This is a genomic window from Tenacibaculum sp. Bg11-29 (assembly GCF_002836595.1).
GTDB lineage: Bacteria > Bacteroidota > Bacteroidia > Flavobacteriales > Flavobacteriaceae > Polaribacter.
The window spans coordinates 156,483-178,056 of record NZ_PJBB01000003.1; the positions used below are offsets into that span (position 1 = coordinate 156,483).

At 29.5% G+C, this 21,574-nt stretch carries 22 protein-coding genes and 1 tRNA gene; 5 read left to right on the plus strand and 18 right to left on the minus strand.

The annotated features are described in order from the left end of the window. Positions 1-236 precede the first annotated feature (236 nt). On the minus strand, positions 237-797 hold the full coding sequence (locus tag CXF68_RS00705; protein ID WP_232771589.1) for an RNA polymerase sigma factor: 561 nt from the start codon (positions 795-797) through the stop codon (positions 237-239). A 201-nt stretch (positions 798-998) separates the two neighbouring features. Here CXF68_RS00705 and CXF68_RS00710 point away from each other — a divergent pair, with 201 nt between their 5' ends. Both CXF68_RS00710 and rpe read left to right on the plus strand, forming a co-directional pair. Further along, on the plus strand, positions 999-1,862 hold the full coding sequence (locus tag CXF68_RS00710; protein WP_028890199.1) for an RNA polymerase sigma factor RpoD/SigA: 864 nt from the start codon (positions 999-1,001) through the stop codon (positions 1,860-1,862). 250 nt (positions 1,863-2,112) lie between these two features. Next, positions 2,113-2,769 (plus strand): ribulose-phosphate 3-epimerase, encoded by a 657-nt coding sequence (gene rpe / locus CXF68_RS00715; RefSeq protein WP_101042451.1) that lies wholly within the window; start codon positions 2,113-2,115, stop codon positions 2,767-2,769. Positions 2,770-2,809: 40 nt separating this feature from the next. Here the strand turns inward: rpe and CXF68_RS00720 are convergent, their stop codons facing one another. After that, on the minus strand, positions 2,810-3,229 hold the full coding sequence (locus CXF68_RS00720; protein ID WP_101042452.1) for a CBS domain-containing protein: 420 nt from the start codon (positions 3,227-3,229) through the stop codon (positions 2,810-2,812). A gap of 138 nt (positions 3,230-3,367) precedes the next feature. On the opposite strand from CXF68_RS00720, the gene CXF68_RS00725 reads away from it, so the two are divergent. Next, the gene (locus tag CXF68_RS00725) at positions 3,368-4,000 is read left to right on the plus strand and encodes a Crp/Fnr family transcriptional regulator (RefSeq protein WP_101042453.1); all 633 of its coding nucleotides are present in this window, start codon (positions 3,368-3,370) and stop codon (positions 3,998-4,000) included. 750 nt (positions 4,001-4,750) lie between these two features. Here the strand turns inward: CXF68_RS00725 and CXF68_RS00730 are convergent. The 7 genes from CXF68_RS00730 to CXF68_RS00765 all read right to left on the minus strand — a co-directional run bounded on the left by CXF68_RS00730 (position 4,751) and on the right by CXF68_RS00765 (position 10,282). Continuing rightward, the gene (locus tag CXF68_RS00730) at positions 4,751-5,596 is read right to left on the minus strand and encodes an IS110 family transposase (RefSeq protein ID WP_255398702.1); all 846 of its coding nucleotides are present in this window, start codon (positions 5,594-5,596) and stop codon (positions 4,751-4,753) included. Between the two features lie 844 nt (positions 5,597-6,440). Then, complete coding sequence (locus CXF68_RS00735; protein WP_198553734.1) at positions 6,441-6,977, minus strand: hypothetical protein; 537 nt, start codon at positions 6,975-6,977, stop codon at positions 6,441-6,443. A 102-nt stretch (positions 6,978-7,079) separates the two neighbouring features. Then, on the minus strand, positions 7,080-7,553 hold the full coding sequence (locus tag CXF68_RS00740; protein WP_101042456.1) for a hypothetical protein: 474 nt from the start codon (positions 7,551-7,553) through the stop codon (positions 7,080-7,082). Between the two features lie 243 nt (positions 7,554-7,796). Beyond that, a complete protein-coding gene (locus tag CXF68_RS00745; protein WP_198553735.1) occupies positions 7,797-8,138 on the minus strand; it encodes a hypothetical protein in 342 nt (113 codons plus the stop codon). A 10-nt stretch (positions 8,139-8,148) separates the two neighbouring features. Then, positions 8,149-8,544, minus strand: coding sequence for a hypothetical protein (locus tag CXF68_RS00750; protein WP_101042458.1), 396 nt, complete (start codon positions 8,542-8,544; stop codon positions 8,149-8,151). Between the two features lie 45 nt (positions 8,545-8,589). After that, on the minus strand, positions 8,590-8,829 hold the full coding sequence (locus CXF68_RS00755) for a hypothetical protein (RefSeq protein ID WP_101042459.1): 240 nt from the start codon (positions 8,827-8,829) through the stop codon (positions 8,590-8,592). 715 nt (positions 8,830-9,544) lie between these two features. Further along, the gene (locus CXF68_RS00765; RefSeq protein ID WP_101042461.1) at positions 9,545-10,282 is read right to left on the minus strand and encodes a hypothetical protein; all 738 of its coding nucleotides are present in this window, start codon (positions 10,280-10,282) and stop codon (positions 9,545-9,547) included. 424 nt (positions 10,283-10,706) lie between these two features. Between CXF68_RS00765 and CXF68_RS00775 the strand changes: the two genes are divergently transcribed. Next, positions 10,707-10,967 carry a transposase gene (locus CXF68_RS00775; protein ID WP_232771590.1) on the plus strand — a complete coding sequence of 87 codons (261 nt, stop codon included), beginning with the start codon at positions 10,707-10,709 and terminating at the stop codon, positions 10,965-10,967. A gap of 910 nt (positions 10,968-11,877) precedes the next feature. Further along, entirely contained in the window at positions 11,878-12,351 is a 474-nt protein-coding gene (locus tag CXF68_RS00780; RefSeq protein ID WP_157821827.1) for a hypothetical protein, read from the plus strand. A gap of 723 nt (positions 12,352-13,074) precedes the next feature. On the opposite strand, the gene CXF68_RS21150 is transcribed toward CXF68_RS00780, so the two are convergent. From CXF68_RS21150 to CXF68_RS00820, 9 genes are all read right to left on the minus strand, one after another. Beyond that, positions 13,075-13,272 (minus strand): Arm DNA-binding domain-containing protein, encoded by a 198-nt coding sequence (locus CXF68_RS21150; protein WP_157822031.1) that lies wholly within the window; start codon positions 13,270-13,272, stop codon positions 13,075-13,077. 47 nt (positions 13,273-13,319) lie between these two features. Then, a tRNA-Arg gene (locus CXF68_RS00785) sits at positions 13,320-13,393 on the minus strand. A 9-nt stretch (positions 13,394-13,402) separates the two neighbouring features. Further along, positions 13,403-13,849, minus strand: a complete 447-nt coding sequence (locus CXF68_RS00790; RefSeq protein ID WP_101042463.1) for a GatB/YqeY domain-containing protein — start codon at positions 13,847-13,849, stop codon at positions 13,403-13,405. A 67-nt stretch (positions 13,850-13,916) separates the two neighbouring features. Next, positions 13,917-15,788, minus strand: a complete 1,872-nt coding sequence (gene ftsZ / locus CXF68_RS00795; RefSeq protein WP_101042464.1) for a cell division protein FtsZ — start codon at positions 15,786-15,788, stop codon at positions 13,917-13,919. A gap of 79 nt (positions 15,789-15,867) precedes the next feature. Further along, a complete protein-coding gene (gene ftsA / locus CXF68_RS00800) occupies positions 15,868-17,217 on the minus strand; it encodes a cell division protein FtsA (RefSeq protein WP_101042465.1) in 1,350 nt (449 codons plus the stop codon). Beyond that, positions 17,204-17,944, minus strand: coding sequence for a cell division protein FtsQ/DivIB (locus CXF68_RS00805; protein WP_101042466.1), 741 nt, complete (start codon positions 17,942-17,944; stop codon positions 17,204-17,206). Before CXF68_RS00805 ends, ftsA begins: the two co-directional genes overlap by 14 nt. A gap of 2 nt (positions 17,945-17,946) precedes the next feature. After that, a complete protein-coding gene (gene murC / locus CXF68_RS00810) occupies positions 17,947-19,293 on the minus strand; it encodes a UDP-N-acetylmuramate--L-alanine ligase (RefSeq protein WP_101042467.1) in 1,347 nt (448 codons plus the stop codon). Continuing rightward, positions 19,293-20,384 (minus strand): undecaprenyldiphospho-muramoylpentapeptide beta-N-acetylglucosaminyltransferase, encoded by a 1,092-nt coding sequence (gene murG / locus CXF68_RS00815; RefSeq protein ID WP_101042468.1) that lies wholly within the window; start codon positions 20,382-20,384, stop codon positions 19,293-19,295. Before murG ends, murC begins: the two co-directional genes overlap by 1 nt. Then, positions 20,368-21,558 carry an FtsW/RodA/SpoVE family cell cycle protein gene (locus tag CXF68_RS00820; protein ID WP_101042469.1) on the minus strand — a complete coding sequence of 397 codons (1,191 nt, stop codon included), beginning with the start codon at positions 21,556-21,558 and terminating at the stop codon, positions 20,368-20,370. The genes murG and CXF68_RS00820 overlap by 17 nt, the downstream gene beginning before the upstream one ends. Positions 21,559-21,574 lie beyond the last annotated feature (16 nt).

Below are 21,574 nucleotides of genomic sequence, written 5' to 3' on the forward strand. Positions count from 1 at the left end.
TAAGTTTGGTTCTTAATTTATAGTTAGGCTTGTAATTAGTTAAGACCCTTTTATTTAAAAAAGTCACTTTTTATTCTTTTAGAGATTTGCAAATTTAACACTTCTTTAACTAAAAAAGAAATAAAATAAAAAAGACTATCTTATACTGCTATTTAATAATGCAATAAAATTAATGTATTACGCACAAAATATTGTTTAAAACAATAATGTTTTTATTGGTAAACCATATTTTTCACTCATAATTTACTGTAAACTTTTATAACTTTTTGTTTTGCTCTTTTTATTCGCATTTTCACAGCACTATGTCCTAAAGCTAATATTTCAGATATGTCATTAATACTCATATCTTTTTGATATTTCATTAAAAGAATATTCTTTTCTGAAACAGGTATAATTGCTAATGCTTTTTTAAGTTTTTCAGATTTTAACTCAAAAAAAGTTATATCATTAACTTCATCATTATTATCTTTAATACGATCTGTTATTACAGTAATTTTTTGTTTTTTCTTGTAACTATTACGGTTTACATAGTTTACACAAAAATTATAAGTAAAAGAATATAACCATACAGAGAATTTAGAAGACCCTTTAAAAGTTTTTAACTTAAAAAACAATCTTATAAATACATCATGCATTAAATCTTCTGCCTCATGTTTATTTTTGGAGAAGCCATAACACTTATTGTATACAAGCCTATAAAAACGCTCATATAATAGTGCGAATAATTCTCTATCATTTGTTCTAATTATTTCAAAAACTAAATCTTCGTCAGTTATTTTTATTGCTATACTATTCATTTTGGTTGTATTTAGATCATAAATTAAATGAATGAATAGCATTTAAAAAGTTTAAAAAAGTTTAAATAACATTATGTATCGATAAATAACCAAAAACAAACTTTTTAATAAAAAACAAACTTTTTTGTAACATAAACACCTTTTCTAACGTATAATATTATGTAGGGAGATTGATGAATTAAAAAAATATTACTTAATTAGATGAGACAACTTAAAATTACCAAGCAGGTTACTAATAGAGAAACCGCTTCTTTAGACAAATATTTACAAGAAATAGGAAAGGTAGATTTAATTACTGCTGATGAAGAAGTTGAATTAGCACAAAGAATTAAAGCTGGTGACCAAAGAGCCTTAGAAAAATTAACTAAAGCTAATTTACGTTTCGTTGTTTCGGTAGCTAAGCAATATCAAAACCAAGGATTAACATTACCTGATTTAATTAACGAAGGTAATTTAGGTTTAATTAAAGCGGCAAAACGTTTTGATGAAACTCGTGGATTTAAATTTATCTCATATGCTGTATGGTGGATTCGTCAATCTATATTACAAGCATTAGCAGAACAATCTCGTATTGTACGTTTACCGTTAAACAAGATTGGATCTATTAACAAGATTAATAAAATGTATGCTTTCTTAGAGCAAGAAAATGAAAGACCTCCAAGTCCTGAAGAAATTGCTAAGAAATTAGACATGACAGTAAACGACGTAAAAGAATCAATGAAAAATTCTGGTCGTCACGTATCTATGGATGCTCCATTAATTGAAGGTGAAGATTCTAACTTATATGATGTATTAAATTCAGGAGAATCACCAAACCCGGATAAAACATTATTACACGAATCTTTACGTATTGAAATTAATCGTGCCTTAGAAACATTAACACCACGTGAAGCTGATGTTGTTAAACTTTACTTCGGTTTAGGTGAACACCAACCAATGACTTTAGAAGAAATTGGAGAAACTTTCGATTTAACTCGTGAACGTGTACGTCAAATTAAAGAAAAAGCAATCCGCAGATTAAAACATACATCTCGTAGTAAAATATTAATGACTTACTTAGGCTAGTAATCGCAGATTACATCAGGTATCTCACTCATATTTTTCATAAATGAGTATATAAAATAAAAAAACTCTCGAATTAATTTTCGAGAGTTTTTTTATTAGAAGCTATTTCCTGCTTTTTGCTATATCTTTTTTTCATTCTTCAAAAAAGGATGCCGCTTCAATCAGGGCTAAAATAAACACAACAGCTATTATATATTTTTTATAACACTAATTATTTATATTTGCAAGCTAACAATACAACAACAAACTAATGAGTAATTTAATTGCACCTTCAGTGTTAGCAGCAGATTTTGCTAACCTACAAAGAGACATCGAAATGGTAAACAATAGTGATGCCGATTGGTTTCATATTGATATTATGGATGGTGTATTTGTACCAAATATATCTTTCGGAATGCCAGTTTTAAAAGCAATTACAAAACATGCTAAAAAAACAATCGATGTGCATTTAATGATTGTAAACCCAGATCAATACATTGAAACCTTTGCTGATTTAGGTGCAGATATTTTAACCGTACATTACGAAGCTTGTACTCACGTACATAGAACAATTCAAGCTATAAAAGCAGCAGGAATGAAAGCAGGAATCGCTTTAAACCCTCATACACCAATATCTGTTTTAGAAGATATTATTCAAGATTTAGATTTAGTTTGTATTATGAGTGTAAATCCTGGTTTTGGAGGGCAATCATTCATCGAAAACACTTACAAAAAAACAAGTCAACTAAAACATCTTATTGAATTTTCAAACTCTGAATGTCAAATAGAAATAGATGGTGGTGTAACCGATAAAAACGCTAATAAACTTATTGAAGCTGGCGCTAATGTACTTGTTGCTGGTAGTTATGTTTTTAAAAGCGATAACCCTACCGAAACTATTAAAAGCTTAAAAGAATTGGTAAATTAAAATAAAGAAAAGAGGAGGTTTAAAACCTCCTCTTTTTAGTTTAAAATTGTTCTAATAAATAATTAATTAAATCGGTTGTAGTTACAATACCAACTAATTCGTTATTATCAACAACTGGTAAAGCGTGAAATTCTTTTTTAGATAAAATTTCGGAAACCTCTTTTATTGTTGACGAAGAATTTACTGTTACTAATGTTTTTGCCATTACCTGATCAATAGTAAACATATTATAAACCACAGTATCTACATCTTTTTCATCTTCATCAGCAGCATCTGCAAAACTAATTCTTAATAAATCAGTATAACTTAGCATCCCTTTTATTTCAGTACCGCTTACAACAGGAATATGTCTTATTTTTTCTTTCTTAAATAACTTTTCAGCAAGTAATAAATCATCAGTACTACTTAATGTAATTACGTTTTCACTCATAATAGCTGATACTGGTGTTCTTTTTTTCATCTTTATTCTTTTTAATTACTTAGTTTATCTTTAATTTCTATATCAAATTTCAGCAATAAATTCAACTAAAAATCTGATTGAAATCATGCTTTATTATTTAATTTATTTGTAAATTATGCTTTATAAATAAGCATTAAATTGATAGAAAAACTAGAACAGCATTACGGTTATTTATTTGAAGACGATTTAATTAAAGAAATAGCTGAGGTTGCTATTTATAAGGAATTTAAAGCCAATTCAACTATTATTGATATTGATAGTTATCTAGTTTCTATTCCCTTAATAATTAGTGGTGCAATTAAGGTTTTAAGAGAAGATAAAGATGGTGATGATCTTGTTTTATATTATATAGAAAAAGGTGACACTTGTGCCATGACACTTTCTTGCTGTATGGGTGCAACCAAGAGTAAAATTAAAGCAATTGCCGAAACGGATGTTACAGTATTAATGATTCCTAAAGGTAAAATGTCTGAATGGTTAAGTAAATACAAAAGCTGGCAAGAATATATTTTACAAAGTTATCATTCTCGACTTAATGAATTTATTGAAGCTGTAGACTCTATTGCTTTTTTAAATATGAATGAACGCCTACATAAGTATCTAAAAGATAAAGCAATGGTTATTGGTGATGATACTTTAAATGTTACTCACCTACAAATAGCAAACGACCTACATACTTCTAGAGTTGTTATTTCTAGATTATTAAAAGCCTTAGAAAAACAATCTAAAATTGAACTACATCGTAACCAAATAAAAATACTAGAACTTTAATTGTATTGATTTATAATTAAGCTTCAAATAATTCGCTTTTGTACCCAAACCCATTCATTACCAAAAAAATATTACAACACCTTTTAGCACTTCTTAACCGAAGTGCTTTTTATTTTACTTGCCTTTGTTATTCCTAAAACTATTAGATTATGACTTTAAAAAAACTTTTGCCCGTGTGGTATGGTGGCGATATTGGAAACAATAGCAATACTCTTTATTGCAGTATAGGACATCTAAACTTATACGGGCTTTATATTTTCCTAAAAGCAATAAATTATGAGTACAGAAAACACAAAACAGCCGTTAACGCTAGAAAGAATTAATGAATTAAAAAAGAATATTTCACTTCATTAAAACCCACTAACAGCCCTAATAACAATGCTATATTTAAACTAAACATTAATAACGATTATACAGGGTTATTAAATACTGTTAGCTCTTTGATTTCGGTAAGTCAAAACGCACTAGTTACAATAAATCAGTTTCAATTACCTTATTGTACTACTTACGATATAGGTACTGTGTTAAAAAATAAATTTTTTATTTAAATTTTTAGGAAATAAGTTGATTTATCAAATTATTATCCTGTGCAGCAAGAGTTTTATGCTTTTGCTGCTTTTTATTTTCAAACTCAGCATCATAATTTTCTTCATTCTTCCATAAGGTAAACATTAATATTAAAAGTTTTCGCTGTACAGCTACTAAAGCTACCAATGGTTTCGCTTTCCTTGGTTTTAATCTATTGTAAAATTATTTTAAAGTAGGATTACAGCGAACACAGGTCATTGAAGGCATATGTAAAGCTGCTCTGATATGACTATTTCCTCTTTTACTGATTCTTGTTTTTCCTTTAAAATTACCAGACTCTCTTAATACAATATCATAACCTGCATAACTCGACAACTGTTTTGCATTAACCATTGATTCAAAACCCAAAGTCTCGCCAACAATCGTTGCTGCTGAGATGAAAGAGATGCCAGGAATACTCTCCAAAAAAACTAATTTTCTTTTCAATACTTCATTTTTTGAAATGAGTAATCGCATCTCTTTTTCTATGACTTCTATCTGATAATTGAGAAGTTTCAATCTCGCCACGTGTCTTTTTAACGCTTTAGTATTACTGTAAATACTAGATGCAATAGCTCCTTGACGATTATTTCCCATCGTTCTGTCTTTTAATAATGAACTTCGCTCTCTACTAAGTGCTTTTAATTCCTGTAAGTCTTCACTTGGTGGATGCCAGAGACGGATAGATCTTTCAAGACCTAGCATGCTGAGCATTCTGCTATCAAGAGCATCTGTCTTTGAACGTTGATCCAAACTCTGAGCATAACGTTTCACACGACCTGATTGCATTACGCTAACGGCATAACCTTTCTTATGTAGATAGTGTGCAATGCCTTGATGATAAACTCCTGTAGCTTCCATTACAACCAACAACTCTACATTAAAATCAATGGAGGCTTTCAACCACCTTAAAAGCTCTTTGTGACCTGATTCATCATTGGAAACATCAGAATGAACCCTAAATTCCTTAGATAATTTATCTGTTAAAAAACCTAGAGACAATGATAAATTTAATTTAGAAACATCAATCCCTAAACTTTATTTTAATCTCTTTTCCATTTTGTAGTTTTTAAAGCAATAATTCTCTTTATCATCTTTGCTCGCGTTTGATTCGATCTCTGTAATTAGGATCTAGGTACTGTTCAGGTTCTAAGAAAATTATAGAAGGGTGGGGTTTCTATGAAACGATATCAATTTTATGTATCTAGCCGAGAACTCGCTATCCCTTCTATTTTAGCTTGAAGTTAAGTACCTAAGCTACAGCTTTTAAAATAAGACATAAATTAGGGTTTCACTCTATGAAACGACATCAATTATATTGTATCTAGCCTAAACTCTAAATCCCTAATATTTATAACCCTTTATTTATATAAATTGATTACTTTCAATCTAAAGAACAAACATACGAGCCCGTTAGAAATAGCAAAAAATATGCTACCCTATTCAGAGGTTGAGTTTTTAGATAAAATTAAAGGTTAAAACACATTTCACGCAATTATAAAATATAAACCCCGACTTTATTCGTTGGGGTTTTCTAATTTATATAAACAACAAAAATTACAAATAAAAAAACCTCACAGGTTTTGAAAACCTGTGAGATTTGTAATTGACTGTAATAACATGTAGGCTATGGTTAACATGGGAATTAAAAGTAAATGATTTCTGATTAAGCACTTAGCCAAAGCTTTATATTTTGTTTTATCTTTTCTTCTTTAAAGCTAAATCAAAAGATTTGGCGGACTTGGTTTAAAACTCTAAGCTTTAAGTTATAAAACAAACCTGAATTAATTATAGTCATTATTCAAGGCATACGGCGTTAGCCTATCGTTACGCAATATGCTTAGTTATAGTACAACGTTATTTTTCGTTATGATTAGTATATTGCTATTCCGTAAAAATTGAAACAACTATCTCTTTCGCACTCTATTATGCTAATTTTCTTACTATTTACTGGAAGTTGCTCAAATATTAATTCAAAAGTAGTTTTAGTGTTATACGAAACAGGTTTTCTTTCAGGTGATACAGTAATATTTCGAACACCAATTAACTTTAAATTAAGATTGTTAGTCCCATCATATAAATATGTTTCCTTAGCAATAGTTATCCATCCATCACTTTGATATGGGGAAACGTATTCAATTTCGACGAAAGTTTTACCTTCTTTATTTATAATGTTTTTCACATCAGAATAACTTACATCCTTTTTAGTGGTACTAACAACACTAAAGCTCTTTAAGTTTCCTGTTGTTGAATAATTATTTATTTCCGTTTCTAAAATATCTAATTGTATGAATTGTCTATTCATACAAGAAACTACTGATGATGTCGCTCGGTTGCTAACAGTATCAATATTTCTCACACAGCCCACAATATTAGAGTTAATCGTTTGACGCATTTTATCAAGTACCACAGGGTTATTTAGTTTGTCAATTTTATAATATAAAAAATCTCTTCTTCTGTTAAGGTTATCAATTAATTTACTTAAAACCTCTCTATTGTGGTCTATTTTAGCTTACATACTTTTTAATGTAGAAGCGATATATTTATGATTTATACTACTTGTAGGTTTATTATATTTTCTTTGGCTATTGTAATTGCTATTTGAATAATATCCCGAACTTGGTTTTTTAATTTTCCAAATCCGACCATCTTGGTCTTTTCCTTTTATATAACCATTGTTGAAAATTGAAGTTATTGAAGGGCAACTTGTTTGGTAAATGCTATTAAAATTTGTAAAAAGTTTCACTTCCTGTTTTTTATCAAAACCAGATATAATACAATAAAGAGCATCACTTTCATAGCCAATGTTATTATTATTATTATTATTAGATATTTCTGAACCCGTTCCAAACTCAACTGTGACTTTATAGCTTTTTGAATAGGTTTGGTAGTTGTTATCATAATATTGAACATTAGTATCCTTTATACATTGTCCATTTACTAATGTAGAAATTAAAAAAATAATTATGATGGTTATGTATTTCATTATCGATTCGGTTTTATGATGCACAACAATATTATATAGCCAATATTAACTATATCCCTATATTTTAGTTAACTCTAAAATTAGCCATAATTTTTATCTTTAAAAAGATAAATTTGCAGTTTTATTAAAATATATGAAAAAATAAAACACTACTAACCAACTAGTTAAAGCACGAAAAGAACAAATCAATAAAAGACACCATCACCTATAATAAACAGGCTACTTGTTCACTTTGGTATAGTTTTATTCTCTAAAAAACAGATAAATGTTTTTTAGATTAATTGGTTTCCAATTTTTCGCATGATAACTATTGTTTTCCCAGTTTATAATCATATTTATATGACTCAATTTTACTGAATCTGTTCTTTGAATTATTAAATTTAAGGTGTCGTTATTTTGTGTGATGCCATTCATTCTAAAATGTCCGTTTATTTTTGAAATAAAATCACTCAATTTTTCAATTCTTTTAATTTCTGTTTGCTCATTATTAGAATTTTTAAGGTTAATCCATTTCTCTTTTAATTGTTTTTTAGAATCGCAATTAATAAAATTACAGCTAATTAAAATGATTAATAAAATTTTCAATACTCTCATTTTATTTCTTTACATTTAGTACTTCGTTTAACCATTTTAAACAACTAGAATCATGTCTTATTCTGGTTACCTCCCCTGAATTCATTATTGAATTCAAATCATCAATATGTTTAGAACTGGTAATATACTCATCGTCTAAACCTAGCATATGACCAAACTCATGAACTGCACCTCTTTGATATATATCAACAGATTTCAGAGAGGGTGTTAAATCCTCAGAATCAAGTTGTACTCTTCCAAAATAAGAATTCACAAAACTTTGTTCAAATTCTCCTCTTTTTATTTTTAATACATAAATCTCCCAGTGTTCTCCAATATTCAATTCATCAAAGGAAGAAAGGAATCTAAAATCTAAATAAACTTTTTCTCCAGAAGATAAATTTTTAATTACTCTCATGTTTCCCCATCTATGACTTATAGCACTTTCAAATTTATCGATAAATTATTTTTTTTCTAAAAAAAACCAAGTCAACTTACCATTATTTTCAAAGAAAAATTGAAGTTTCATGTAAACTATTAAAATATAATCTCCTAAAGGATTTTTTACTAAACATAACCCAAAGGCATTATTAACCTTACCACTAAATAATGGACCAATAGTACCAGCATGTATAGAAGGACATATTCTTATTATTGTTTCTCCATGTTTTATTATTGAGGTTCTTACTCTATGCTCTTCCATTTTTTAATTTCACTTAATAATGTTATATCATTAAAACTAAAAGTAGCTATAGTTATTATATTATAAATTTGTAGTTTTTTAAAAAAAAAGACAAATCAATGGTTATGAATACCTCACAGGTTTTAAAATCTATGATATGTAAAATCTCGTAGATTCATTTAACTTGAAGTAAAAAATATTTTTAGACAAACGATAGTTTTAATATTATTTATACATTTTTGGCAGTAATCTTTTTCCAATTAAGGTTTGACTAACATAAACTAAAAGTGAAATTAGAATAGCAGCAATTAAAGTTTTCTCTTTAAATAAAATATAGTTGCTTTTTTTTAGGCAGTAATCTAATAAACTATCATAATATTCAATATTATTTTGATAACCATTAAATACATCATAGATAATAAGCAATAATAGAAAAGTCAATAATGAAAAGAAAAAAATAATAAAATGTTTTCTATAATTTTTAAACTTATATATCGTAAAAGTAAACAACCAAGAAAATAGAAAGAGAGACGTTAGATATATTAAATAGAAATTTTCCTCGACTCTTATAAAAAATAAGTTATCAATAAATGTATCTATAATATATTCGTGAAATTTCAATAAAAATAAAATTAAGATACTATTGGTTATAGTAGTTATTAGATGAAATTTAATATTCTTTTTCATGTTATTATAATGCTATTTTTTAACTACTTTCTATATATCTATAATAAACTTAAACATGAAAGTAAGTGTGATTATCATTATCTAATTCTCTTTTCCCAAAAGAAAAAAATGAGTCACATTTAATAAGCCCCATATTACTTCTATTTCCTCCTCGACCAGCTCCGATAGAACAAAATCCATCATCAGCAATCAAGTTTTTTTGTATACTTGTAATAATTTCTACATGACCTGTTCCAAAAACACAAATATCTCCAGCTTCTACATCTTTATAACTATTTCGTTTTCTTAAAGAAGATTTGCCCATATAAATTTGTGATGGGTCATAATAGTGATTATTTCCAGAAGTAAAATTTTTACGATTATGCAAATAAATTGCATCTCCCACAAAAACATTACACAACCAACGTTTTCCATCACTAGCATCACTCCAAAAAACACTATACAAATCACTTCTCCATCCACTTACAAAAGCTTCTTGTAGTTTTGAATAGTGAGTAGAACTATCCAAATTAATACCTCTTCCTTCATAACCAAAACCTGCTAAAGTCGAAATAGTCATTCTTTGTTTAAGAGATAACCTATTCCATACTTTTTTTCTTTCTTCTGAAGTTTTCTTTTTCCAAGAATCACTACTTGGAAGACTGTGAGGTTTTGATGCTGCTCCTTCTAGCTGTGGATTAGGAGAGAAAAACCAATTTTGTTCCCGCTCATGATAAGCCCAATAAGAATCCATAATCTCTTTATCAGACCCTAATCGTTTAGCTGCTTTTACTAAAAATAAACTCATAAATACTGATTTTTCATATTTTTTTAATGGCTACTAATAAGGTTAAATAGCTGATACTAAAAGTAGTTATAAATTATATATTCAAAACATAAATTTGTAATTTTTTTTAAGCATGAATAAACATTTATTCATGCTTAAAAAAGAGTAATCATTGTAGTTCCCTTTTACAAATAGCAAACGATTTGCATACTTCTAGAGTTGTTATTTCTAGTTTATTAAAAGCTTTAGAAAAACAATTTAAAATTGAACTACAACATAATCAAATAAAAATACTAGAGCTTTAATAAATCTGTTTCAATTACCTTATTGTACCACTTATGATATAGCTGAAATTTTAGAAATAGCAAAAAACCTATTACCCTATTCATAAATTTAATTTTAGATATGACTCGTCCTGAAATAAGGCTGTATAATTTTAAACATTATGTACAGAAATGACAAAGTAATTAGACGCTACAGTGAACCTTTTAAATTAAAAATTTTAGCTGAACTTACTATCAGTAAACACACAGAAAGTGAACTTTGCAAACTCTACTCTATTGCAGCTACAACAGTAAACATGTGGATTAAAAAACACAATCGTAAAGACTTAATGAACACCAGAGTGAAACAGGAAACTAAAGACGAAATATCTAGAAATAAACACTTCAAAAAGAGGTGGAGCAACTTAAAAAACTACTACTAAAAAAAAGTTAAGTATAAAGCCTTAATTAAAGCTAAATAAAAAGCTAAGAGGTTTGCTTCTTTAACTACCATATCTAATTGTTTTGGACTTAAACATAATGCTTATTACAAGCATAAAAAAAGAGTTGATAAACGCTTAACCCTATCACAACAGATTATAAATATTGTTAGAAAAAGACGCAAATACCTTCCTAGAGAAGGTGTGCGTAAACTTATTCGATGTCTAGATAAAGAGTTTGTTAATATTAAAGTGACAGAGGCACGTTATTTAAAGTGCTAAGAAAACATAACGTGCTTACTCTTACAAAGAAAAATAGTGCCAGAACCACAAATTCGTATCATCGTTTTTACAAGTACAAAAACATAAAAATTAGTAGACCTAATCAAATTTGTGCACCTGATATCACATGTATTAGAACCATAAAAGAGTTTTATTATTTAGCTTTAGTATTCTAGGAAAATAGTAGGTTATTATCTTAGTGACAGTTTAGATTTAAAAGGGGGCGTGAGAATACTTAATAAGAATATTAAACAGCTCATTCATCATTCAGACAGAGAAATACAGTATTCTAGCAATATTTATACACAAATACTTAAAATAAAAAGATAGATATTAGTATGACTGAAGAAAATAATTGCTACGAAAATGCGATGGAAGAAATCGTAAACGGAATATTAAAAGACGAATTTTATCTCGATTAAACCTTTGAAAACGTAGCACATGTAAAAGAGGGCTGCAAAAAGTGCAATTAATTTATACAATGAAGTAAAATTACATTTATCTTTAGACTATAAAACACCAAATATGGTATACAAATTATCAGCGTAAAATCAATTTTAACCTGTAGCCGTATTTCAGGACAAGACAGCGAAGAACAAATACCTGAAATATAAAAACTAAGAAGTACTAAATGTTATTAAAGAATTATATAATCAATATTGCTATTATTTGTTTACTCTACGCTTTCTCTTCTTGCAAGGAAACCAATAAACAGATTAAAAATAATATTATAAGAGTTCCATATACGGAAATGGCACAATTAAATATAATTGGTAGATGGCAACTCGATTCTATTTGGAAGTTAGAAAATAATAAGCGAATAAAACCAAGCTTCGGTTTACTTAATACTTTTTGGGTGTTTGAAGAAAATCATCGTTGGCGTTTAGAAAGTAGTCCTATAGATACTAAATTAGCAGACCTTGATGTTAAACTTGAAAGCCCTGTTAATAATATAGAATCGAATTATACGATTAACGATAGTATCTTAACTATTAAACTATATAACCTTAAATATAAAATATTAGAAATCGACACTGAAAAAATGTATATAAAATCAATTGATTTACCTTATAATAATATTCATAAACTTATCTTTATTAAATAAAGATAAAACATATTCAAAACAAGAAATAAAACACTAATAATAAACAGATTAAACAATAGTTTTTTTTAAAAAAAAGGTGCGATTCCGCTGCCGAACCGTATTTCTTCTTTTTATATTTGAGGGAGGTATGGGCTTTTCTTTACTGAGAAAAAAACCATAGTATCATAATACTAGAATGAGCTAAAGGTTTTTGTAAATTCTCAACTCCTCCTCCTTTTATTAAATAATTTTGTAGCAAAAGAAAACCTAGATACGTGAAAAGTTAAATATTTTTTAATATCACTAGTTGCCTATAATTTTTAAATCTTTAGGATTCAAAGGGGTTTTAATACCTTTTGAATAAGCTATGTTAAGGAACTTCTTTAATAAGGTTTCCAAAGTAATATCTTGATTCTTTAAATTTTTTTTTGACTAAATTTTAAAATAATTAATAAAATCAACATTAATTTCTTGAAAAAAATTTGTTACTTGTATTCCTTATTTTTTTTAGCGTTGACTTTTTTTGTTATAAGTACTATCTTTTATTAATCCTTTTTGTTTTTTTAATTCTTAGTTATAGAATAAAATCAGATTTTGAAGTTGGTTTTGTAAGTTCTTCTATAAGTTTCTCAAGACTTAAATATGTCTCACTCTACCGATAGCTCGCGGATATTTTATTAATATCAGCTAGTTTTTTGCCTATAATTAAATTGTAATCTTTAGCTATTTCACTTCCCCCTTTAATTAATTCCTTTTTTCATCAAAACTAGACAGCTTAACATTAATACCTAACGGTATTCTTTTTCTTTTACCATTATGAAATATTTGTATATAAAAAGCACAAGTTCCATCAATACAGTTGTAGTCTTTCTTAACACTAAACTTCCCAGTACTTTTAACTGGGTAGTTACCTGGGGCGTTCTCTACCTCAATTAATGTAATAAATTAAAAAATAGACGCAATAAATTAAAGTAAATAATAAAACCTAGTGACCTCGAAGGGATTCGAACCCCCAACCATCAGAGCCGAAATCTGATATTCTATCCAGTTGAACTACGAGGCCAATATTATTTTAAGCTAAAGTTTGCTTAACAATGTTTGAAATGGTTTTTCCATCAGCCTGTCCTGCCAATTCTTTAGATACCATACCCATAACTTTACCCATATCTTTCATACCCGAAGCACCTACTTTAGCAATAACTTCTTTTACTACTTTCTCAATCTCTTCATTAGATAAAGCTTCTGGTAAAAACTGTTCTAAAATAGCAGCTTCTGCTAATTCAGGTGCAGCTAAATCGTCTCTTCCTTGCTCAGAGAAAATAACTGCACTATCTTTTCGTTGCTTTACTTGCTTTTGAACAATCTTTAACTCATCTGCTTCAGAAGTATCTCCAGAACTTGTTTCGGTATTTGCCAACATAAAAGCAGACTTTAATGCTCTAAGAGCGGTTAAAGCTACTTTATCTTTCGACTTCATAGCTTCTTTCATCTTATCAATTACTTGTTTTTGCAAACTCATAGTTATAGTTGTTTTATGAAAAAATTCCCGACGAATCGGGAATTTTAAAATTTTTATTACTTTTTTATTAATCTACATTATCATGTAAAAATGAATTGTTTGAACGTAATAAATCGTTATTATCTGTATTTAAAGCAGTATCTGATTTACTTATTTCTGAATCTGTATTAATATCTACCCCTAATCGTTTATATGCTGGTTGACGTTCAATCTCATCAATATTTTTACTTACTTGATCGTTGAATTTATAATTAAAACCTTTCATTTTATCACGTCTTTCTTGCGTTCTCTTCTGTAACTCAGAAATCGTAATACTTAAAGGAGAAACCTCTTCACCTGAAGCTTCAATATTATTACTATCATCTTCAGTTTTTGTTTTTACTTCAAACTGTAACGCCTCTTCAACCTCTTCTTTTATAACAGGCGTAGAACTCTTTCCAATAGTTGGTTGTGCATTAAAATCTTCTAATACATAACGCTTTTCAACTTCACGTACTTGAGGTTTAATTTCTTCAGCTGTTACATTAATATTTTTTATTTCATTCGTAGTTTCAGGAACTTCGTTAACTGGCGTTATTTCTTCATAAGAATTCACAGGTAAATCAAACAATAAATCTTGTTGAATTGGTTGCTGTTTTACTTCTTTTTGAACTATTTTTTGCTCAGTAATATTAGTGATTATAAAATCGTCTTCAGAAATTGTTTCAACAGCAATCTCATCATATACTACATTTACGTTTTTTAAAATTTCTGTAGTTGGAATTAAACCTAATCTAGGCTCTTTAACTTCTTCTTCTAATACATGAACAACTTTTATTGGTGCTGTTGGTACTGAAAGAGGTTCGTTTATTGTTGGTGCAACTTGAACTTTTTGTTCACCAAAATTATACGTTGCCTTTTGTTCGTCTTCTAAAGTGTGAACAATTTTTTTTACTTCAGTATTTGTAATAGTTCCTTGTTGATCAGCTGTAAAACCTGTAGCAACAATTGTTACTGCGATACCATCTTCTAATGATTCATCTTCACCAACTCCCATGATGATGTTTGCATCATAACCTGCTTCATCTTGAATGTAATCATTAATCTCTCCGATTTCATCTAAAGTTACTTCGTTAACACCAGAAACGATTAATAATAATACGTTTTTAGCTCCTGTAATTTTATTATCGTTTAATAACGGAGAATCTAATGCTTTTACAATAGCGTTCTTAGCACGATCTACACCTGTTTCTTTAGCAGACCCCATAATTGCAGTTCCACTATTAGAAAGTACTGTTTTAGCATCATGTAAATCTATATTTTGCTTATAGTGATGTGTTATTACCTCTGCAATACCTTTTGCTGCTGTAGCTAAAACTTCATCAGCTTTAGAAAACCCAGCTTTAAAACCTAAGTTCCCATAAACTTCTCTTAACTTGTTATTATTTATAACAATAAGTGAATCTACGTTTTTACGTAATTCATCTATTCCGTTTTGAGCCTGCTTGGTACGCATTCTTCCTTCAAACTGAAATGGCATTGTAACGATACCAACCGTTAAAACGTCCATATCTTTTGCTATTTTAGCAATAATAGGTGCAGCACCAGTACCTGTACCACCTCCCATACCTGCAGTGATAAACACCATTTTGGTATGTGTACTTAACATTTGCTGAATTTCTTGTATACTTTCAGCTGCTGCTTGTGCACCAACCTCTGGATTTGCTCCTGCTCCTAAACCTGATGTTAAGTGCGCCCCTAATTGAATCTTATTAGGAATCGGACTATTTTCAAGTGCTTGTGCATCTGTATTACAAATTACAAAATCCACTCCGTGAATTTGCTGACTAAACATGTGATTTACTGCGTTGCTACCTCCCCCACCAACTCCAATCACCTTAATCGCATTCGATTTTGTTTTTGGCATGTCGAATGAAATGTTGTTTAACTCTGTGCTCATACTCCTATTTTTTTTTATTCTTATTCACTAACATTCCTATTTTTAGGGGACAAAAAAAAGAATGTCTATTTATATTTATTTATTCAGCGTTGTCTAAAAACTCTTTGAATCTTTCTGTAAATTTTTCGAAAATAGATTTAGACTTATCTTTTGTAACGTGCTTGTTTTCATTTAAAACTTCTTCTGATTCGAATACCGTTTCAATAATTTCTTTATCCTTAACTCTTACATCTTCATCTATAATTTCTACCTTTTCATTCTCATAAGAATTCTTTTGCAAACCTTCCATCAATAACCCTACTGCTGTTGCATACGAAGGACTTGATAAGACTTCATCAGAATCACCTGCTAAATGCTCATTAGGATACCCAATACGAACGTCCATTCCAGTAATATATTCTACTAACTGACGTAAATGCTTTAACTGAGATCCTCCTCCTGTTAAAACAATACCAGCAATTAACTTTCCTTTTTGTGTTTCGTGTCCGTAATTTTTTATTTCTAAGTATACATGCTCAATAATTTCTTGAACTCTAGCATGAATTATTTTTGATAAATTTTTAAGCGTAATTTCTTTAGGCTCTCTTCCTCTTAACCCAGGTATTGAAACTATTTCTGTTTCTTTATTTTCTCCTGGCCATGCAGATCCGAACTTAACTTTTAATAATTCCGCTTGTTTTTCAATTATTGAACACCCTTCTTTAATATCTTCAGTAATTACATTTCCTCCAAAAGGAATTACTGCTGTATGACGAATAATACCGTCTTTAAATATTGCTAAATCAGTAGTACCACCACCGATATCAATCAAAGCGACTCCTGCTTCTTTTTCTTCTTGACTTAATACTGCTGATGCTGATGCTAATGGCTCTAAAGTAATGTCTGATAAACTTAACCCTGCACTTTTTACACATCTACCAATATTTCTAATAGACGAAACTTGACCAACCACTACATGAAAATTAGCTTCTAATCGCCCACCATACATCCCTATCGGCTCTTTAATTTCCGATTGGCTATCTACTTTATAGTCTTGTGGTAATACATGAATAATTTCTTCACCAGGAAGCATTACTAATTTATGAACTTGACCTACTAAACTTTCAATATCATCATCATTAATTACTTCATCTGATTTTTCTCTTGTAATATAATCACTATGATGTAAACTTCTAATATGTTGTCCTGCAATACCAACAACTACATTTTCTATTTTCTGTCCAGAAACACTTTCTGCTTCATCAATGGCTTGTTGTATAGATTTAATTGTTTGCGTAATGTTATTTACCACACCTCTTTTTACACCTAAACTTTTGGCTTTACCAATACCTAAAACCTCTAATTTATCGTACTCGTTCTTACGACCAATCATGGCAACAATTTTTGTTGTACCAATATCTAAACCTACTGCTATTTTATTGTTCTCCATTTAGACTTTGTTTTGTGCACACAACTTGGTTGTGGTATTTTACATTTATTGTCTTATAATTTTTAATCGTTTTATCTACCAATGCTTTATTATAAAATGCAATAAGTTTTTTTATTTTCTCATTTTCATTTTCAAGCTTTCCAAAAATAATTTTATACGACCCGCTACGAACAGTAAAAACATATTCGTTTTGAGCATTTTTTTGAATTGCAATAACTTCTTTTACTAAAAAATCATTGCTTTCAATTACTTTTATTAGCTTTATTAGTTCGTTGATATCTTCAGACTCCTTTATACCTGAAACTAATGGCACTCTTGCTGAAAAATTTACTGATAACGGAATTTCTATTCCGTATTTATCAATATAATAAGATTTACTCTTATCAACAATACGCGCTATTGGTTTACGCTGTTTTATCACCGTTTTTAACACCCCATTTACGTTTAAAAAAACGACTGCTTTTTCAACATATGGGTTCGCCGAAACATTTGTCTCTAAAAAGTGTAAATTTACTACTCTTTTTGGTTGATTTTTAACAAATTCTTTATTTTGTATTAACAATTTATCAACTATACTGTGCGTCAAAAAGTTATTATCTCCAGCTTCAAACTCAACTACCGTTTCTTCTACCTTTCTTACACCATTTCTATCAGTTGTGAAGCTATATAAAAAGCTCAAAAAGATTAACAGCAAGAAAAAAAACAAATATGTAGCTACTTTTTTCATTTCTATATTTTAAATTTATTTTCTAAATTAATCTTTACTTCATCTACTAACAATCCAATATCTCCGGCCCCTAACATCGCTACTATTTTTGACTCAGATTTTAAAATTTCGTCACTTAATTTCTCTTTAGATATTAATTTTTTATTTACTAAATTTACTTTTTCTAACAACCAAGAAGATGTAACCCCTTCTATAGATAACTCTCTTGCTGGATAAATATCCAACAATAAAACTTCATCAAATTTTGAAAGTGCTTTTGCAAAATCGTCAGCAAAATCTTTTGTTCTACTATATAAATGCGGTTGAAAAACTGCCAACACTTTCTCATTCGGGTACATTTCACGTATTGAATCTGAGACGGCACTTATTTCTGTTGGATGATGTGCATAATCATCAATTAACACAACATCATCTGTTCTAATTTTATATGAAAATCTACGTTTAACTCCTATAAAAGTTTTCAATTGAACTTTTATATCATTCAATGAAACACCATAAACATCTGCCATTGCTAATGCCACTAAAGCATTCATCATATTATGCTTTCCTGGCAAATTAAACTCTATATTTTTTATTTCAGCCGTTGGAGTTTTTACATCAAAAACATACTTCCCTTTACCAACCCTAACATTATGCGCTTCATAATCTGCTGATTCATTTACTGCGTAAGTCAATCCTTCTAATGGCAATCCTTTTGCTACAATTAAAGTATCAGAAACCATATTCGAAAAATCTCTAAACGTTTGCTGCAATATTTCATTTTCACCGTAAATATCTAAATGGTCTGCATCCATAGAGATAACGCATGCAATATTTGGTGACAACTTTAAAAAAGATCTATCAAATTCATCTGCCTCAACAACCGATACTTTATCCTCCCCTAATATCAAATTAGAATTATAGTTCTCTGCAATTCCTCCTAAAAAAGAAGTTGCTTTATGAGGCTGCATAATATGCCCTAAAATTGATGAAGTTGTCGTTTTACCATGAGTTCCCGCAACAGCCAAACAGAAAGTGTTTTTAGTTATTTCACCTAAAACATCAGCTCTTTTTAAAAGCGTAAACTCATTATTTATAAAATAATTTAGCTCTTTATGATCACTTGGAATTGCTGGAGTGTACACTACCAATGTTTTCTCCTTATTTAAACACGAAATAGGTATATTTTTAACGGCATCATTAAAATGAATTTCCACCCCAATATCTTCTAAACCTTTTGTTATTGGGCTTGGTGTTTTATCGTAACCAAAAACTTTTTTTCCGTTTATAGAAAAATAACGAGCAATAGCACTCATACCAATACCCCCAACTCCAATAAAATAAACGCTATGTATCGTTTTAAAATTCACTAACCTATTAATTTTTCTATTTCGTTAACTATATCATTCGTTGCATTTGGCAACGCTAATTCATTTATACACTCACTTAAACTTTGCTGTTTTCCCTTATCTTTTAATAATGTTTCAACTACAATAGGAAAAGTTTCTAGTTCATTTTCTTTAACTAAAATTGCCCCATGTTTATCTACTATAGATTTTGCATTTTTAGTTTGATGATCTTCAGCTACATTAGGCGAGGGTATAAAAATTGTTGGCTTCCCAACTACACACAATTCTGAAACAGAACTTGCGCCTGCTCTCGAAACAACAAAATCTGTTGCCGCATAAGCTAAATCCATTCTATTTAAAAATTGATGCACTTGCACATTATCAACTTCATTATATTTTTTATATTCCTCAAAATACAACTTACCGCATTGCCAAATTAATTGAACTCCTTGCTCTTTAAAAAACGTCAGATTTGCTTCAATTAATTGATTAATTTTTCGAGCACCTAAACTTCCTCCTAAAACCAAAATTGTTTTTTTTGTTTTATCTAACTCAAAAAACGTTCCACCTTCTTCTTTTTTAGCATGAACAAGTAACAAATCTTGCCGAATAGGGTTTCCTGTTTTTATAATTTTATCTTCAGGAAAAAAACGCTCTAAATTATCATAAGCTACACATATTTTACTTGCTTTTTTACTTAGTAATTTATTCGTAATCCCTGGATATGAATTCTGCTCTTGTATTACTGTCGGAATACCTTTTCCACTAGCAACCATAAGTGTAGGTCCACTAGCAAAACCACCAGTACCAACAACAATATTTGGTTTAAACTTTTTAATAATTCTATAAGCACTCCATAAACTACTTAATAACTTAAAAGGAAATAATAGGTTATTAAAAGTAAGTTTTCTTTGAATCCCTGATATCCATAATCCTTTAATATCATACCCTGCTTGTGGCACTTTTTCCATCTCCATCTTATCACTCGCTCCCACAAACAAAATGTTAGCTTCCGGATACCGCAACTTTACTTCATTTGCAATTGCAATTGCAGGATATATATGTCCTCCCGTTCCACCTCCACTTATAATAATGTTAATCGATTGTTTCATGTAAAATATCTAAAGGATTATCATCTAAAATTGTTTCTTCAGTTTCATTCTTAGAGGCACTTACACTTAATATCATTCCCAACGCAAAACAAGTCATCCAAATAGAAGTACCTCCACTACTAATTAACGGAAGTGTTTGCCCTGTTACTGGTAATATATTTACTGCTACCGCCATATTAATCATCGCTTGAAAAACAATCGGAACCCCAACTCCTACAACCATTAATGTCGCAAAAACTGTAGTTGCTTTTTTTGCTGTAATTAAAATCCGAAGTAACAATAAAAAATAAATAAACATAACCACTACAGCTCCCACAAATCCATATTCTTCTACAATAATTGCATAAATAAAATCTGACGAAGATTGTGGTAAAAAATTTTTCTGTACACTTTTACCAGGACCTTTACCTATCACTCCACCCGTAGCTATCGCTATTTTAGCTTTTTCGACTTGGTAATTTTCTTTTCCTTCTGGCCTAGAGAAGCCTTCAATTCTACTCTGCCAAGTATTTACACGATTAGGCATTGCATCTGGAAAAGCTTTTGCTACTAATATAAAAAACAACAAAGAAAACAGCCCCATACTAACTATGTAACCTATATACTTTAACGGATATCCTCCTATATAAGTTAACAACAATATCATTGAAAAAACAATAGCTGTTGTCGAAAAATTTGCAGGAAGCACTAAAACCAATACCAAACCTACTGGCAACCACAACTGCAACAAACTCTCTTTAAATACAATTACTTTTTCTTTATTTTTTGCTAAATACCTAGAAACGTAAACCATTAACACCAAGCCCGCTAATGTAGAGGTTTGAAAACCAATACCAACAAACGGAATCCGAATCCACCGACTTGCATTTGCCCCTCCAATAACTTTTCCTTGCGCCAACGTAAACACCAGCAACAAAATTACTACAGGTATCATTAAAACAGCACCCCCACTAAAGTATCTATAAGGAATTCTATGCACCCCATAAATTACAGCAAAACCAGTAATTAATAATACTATATGCTTTACTAAATGCCCAAAAGTAGACCCATTACCAACCACATAAACTAAATTGGTACTTGCACTATATATTGGCATAAATGAAAATATAGCCAATACAGCAACAATTGCCCATATAGCCCTATCTCCTTTTATATGTTGAAAAATGGTTTTCATTAATCAATTTACTTTT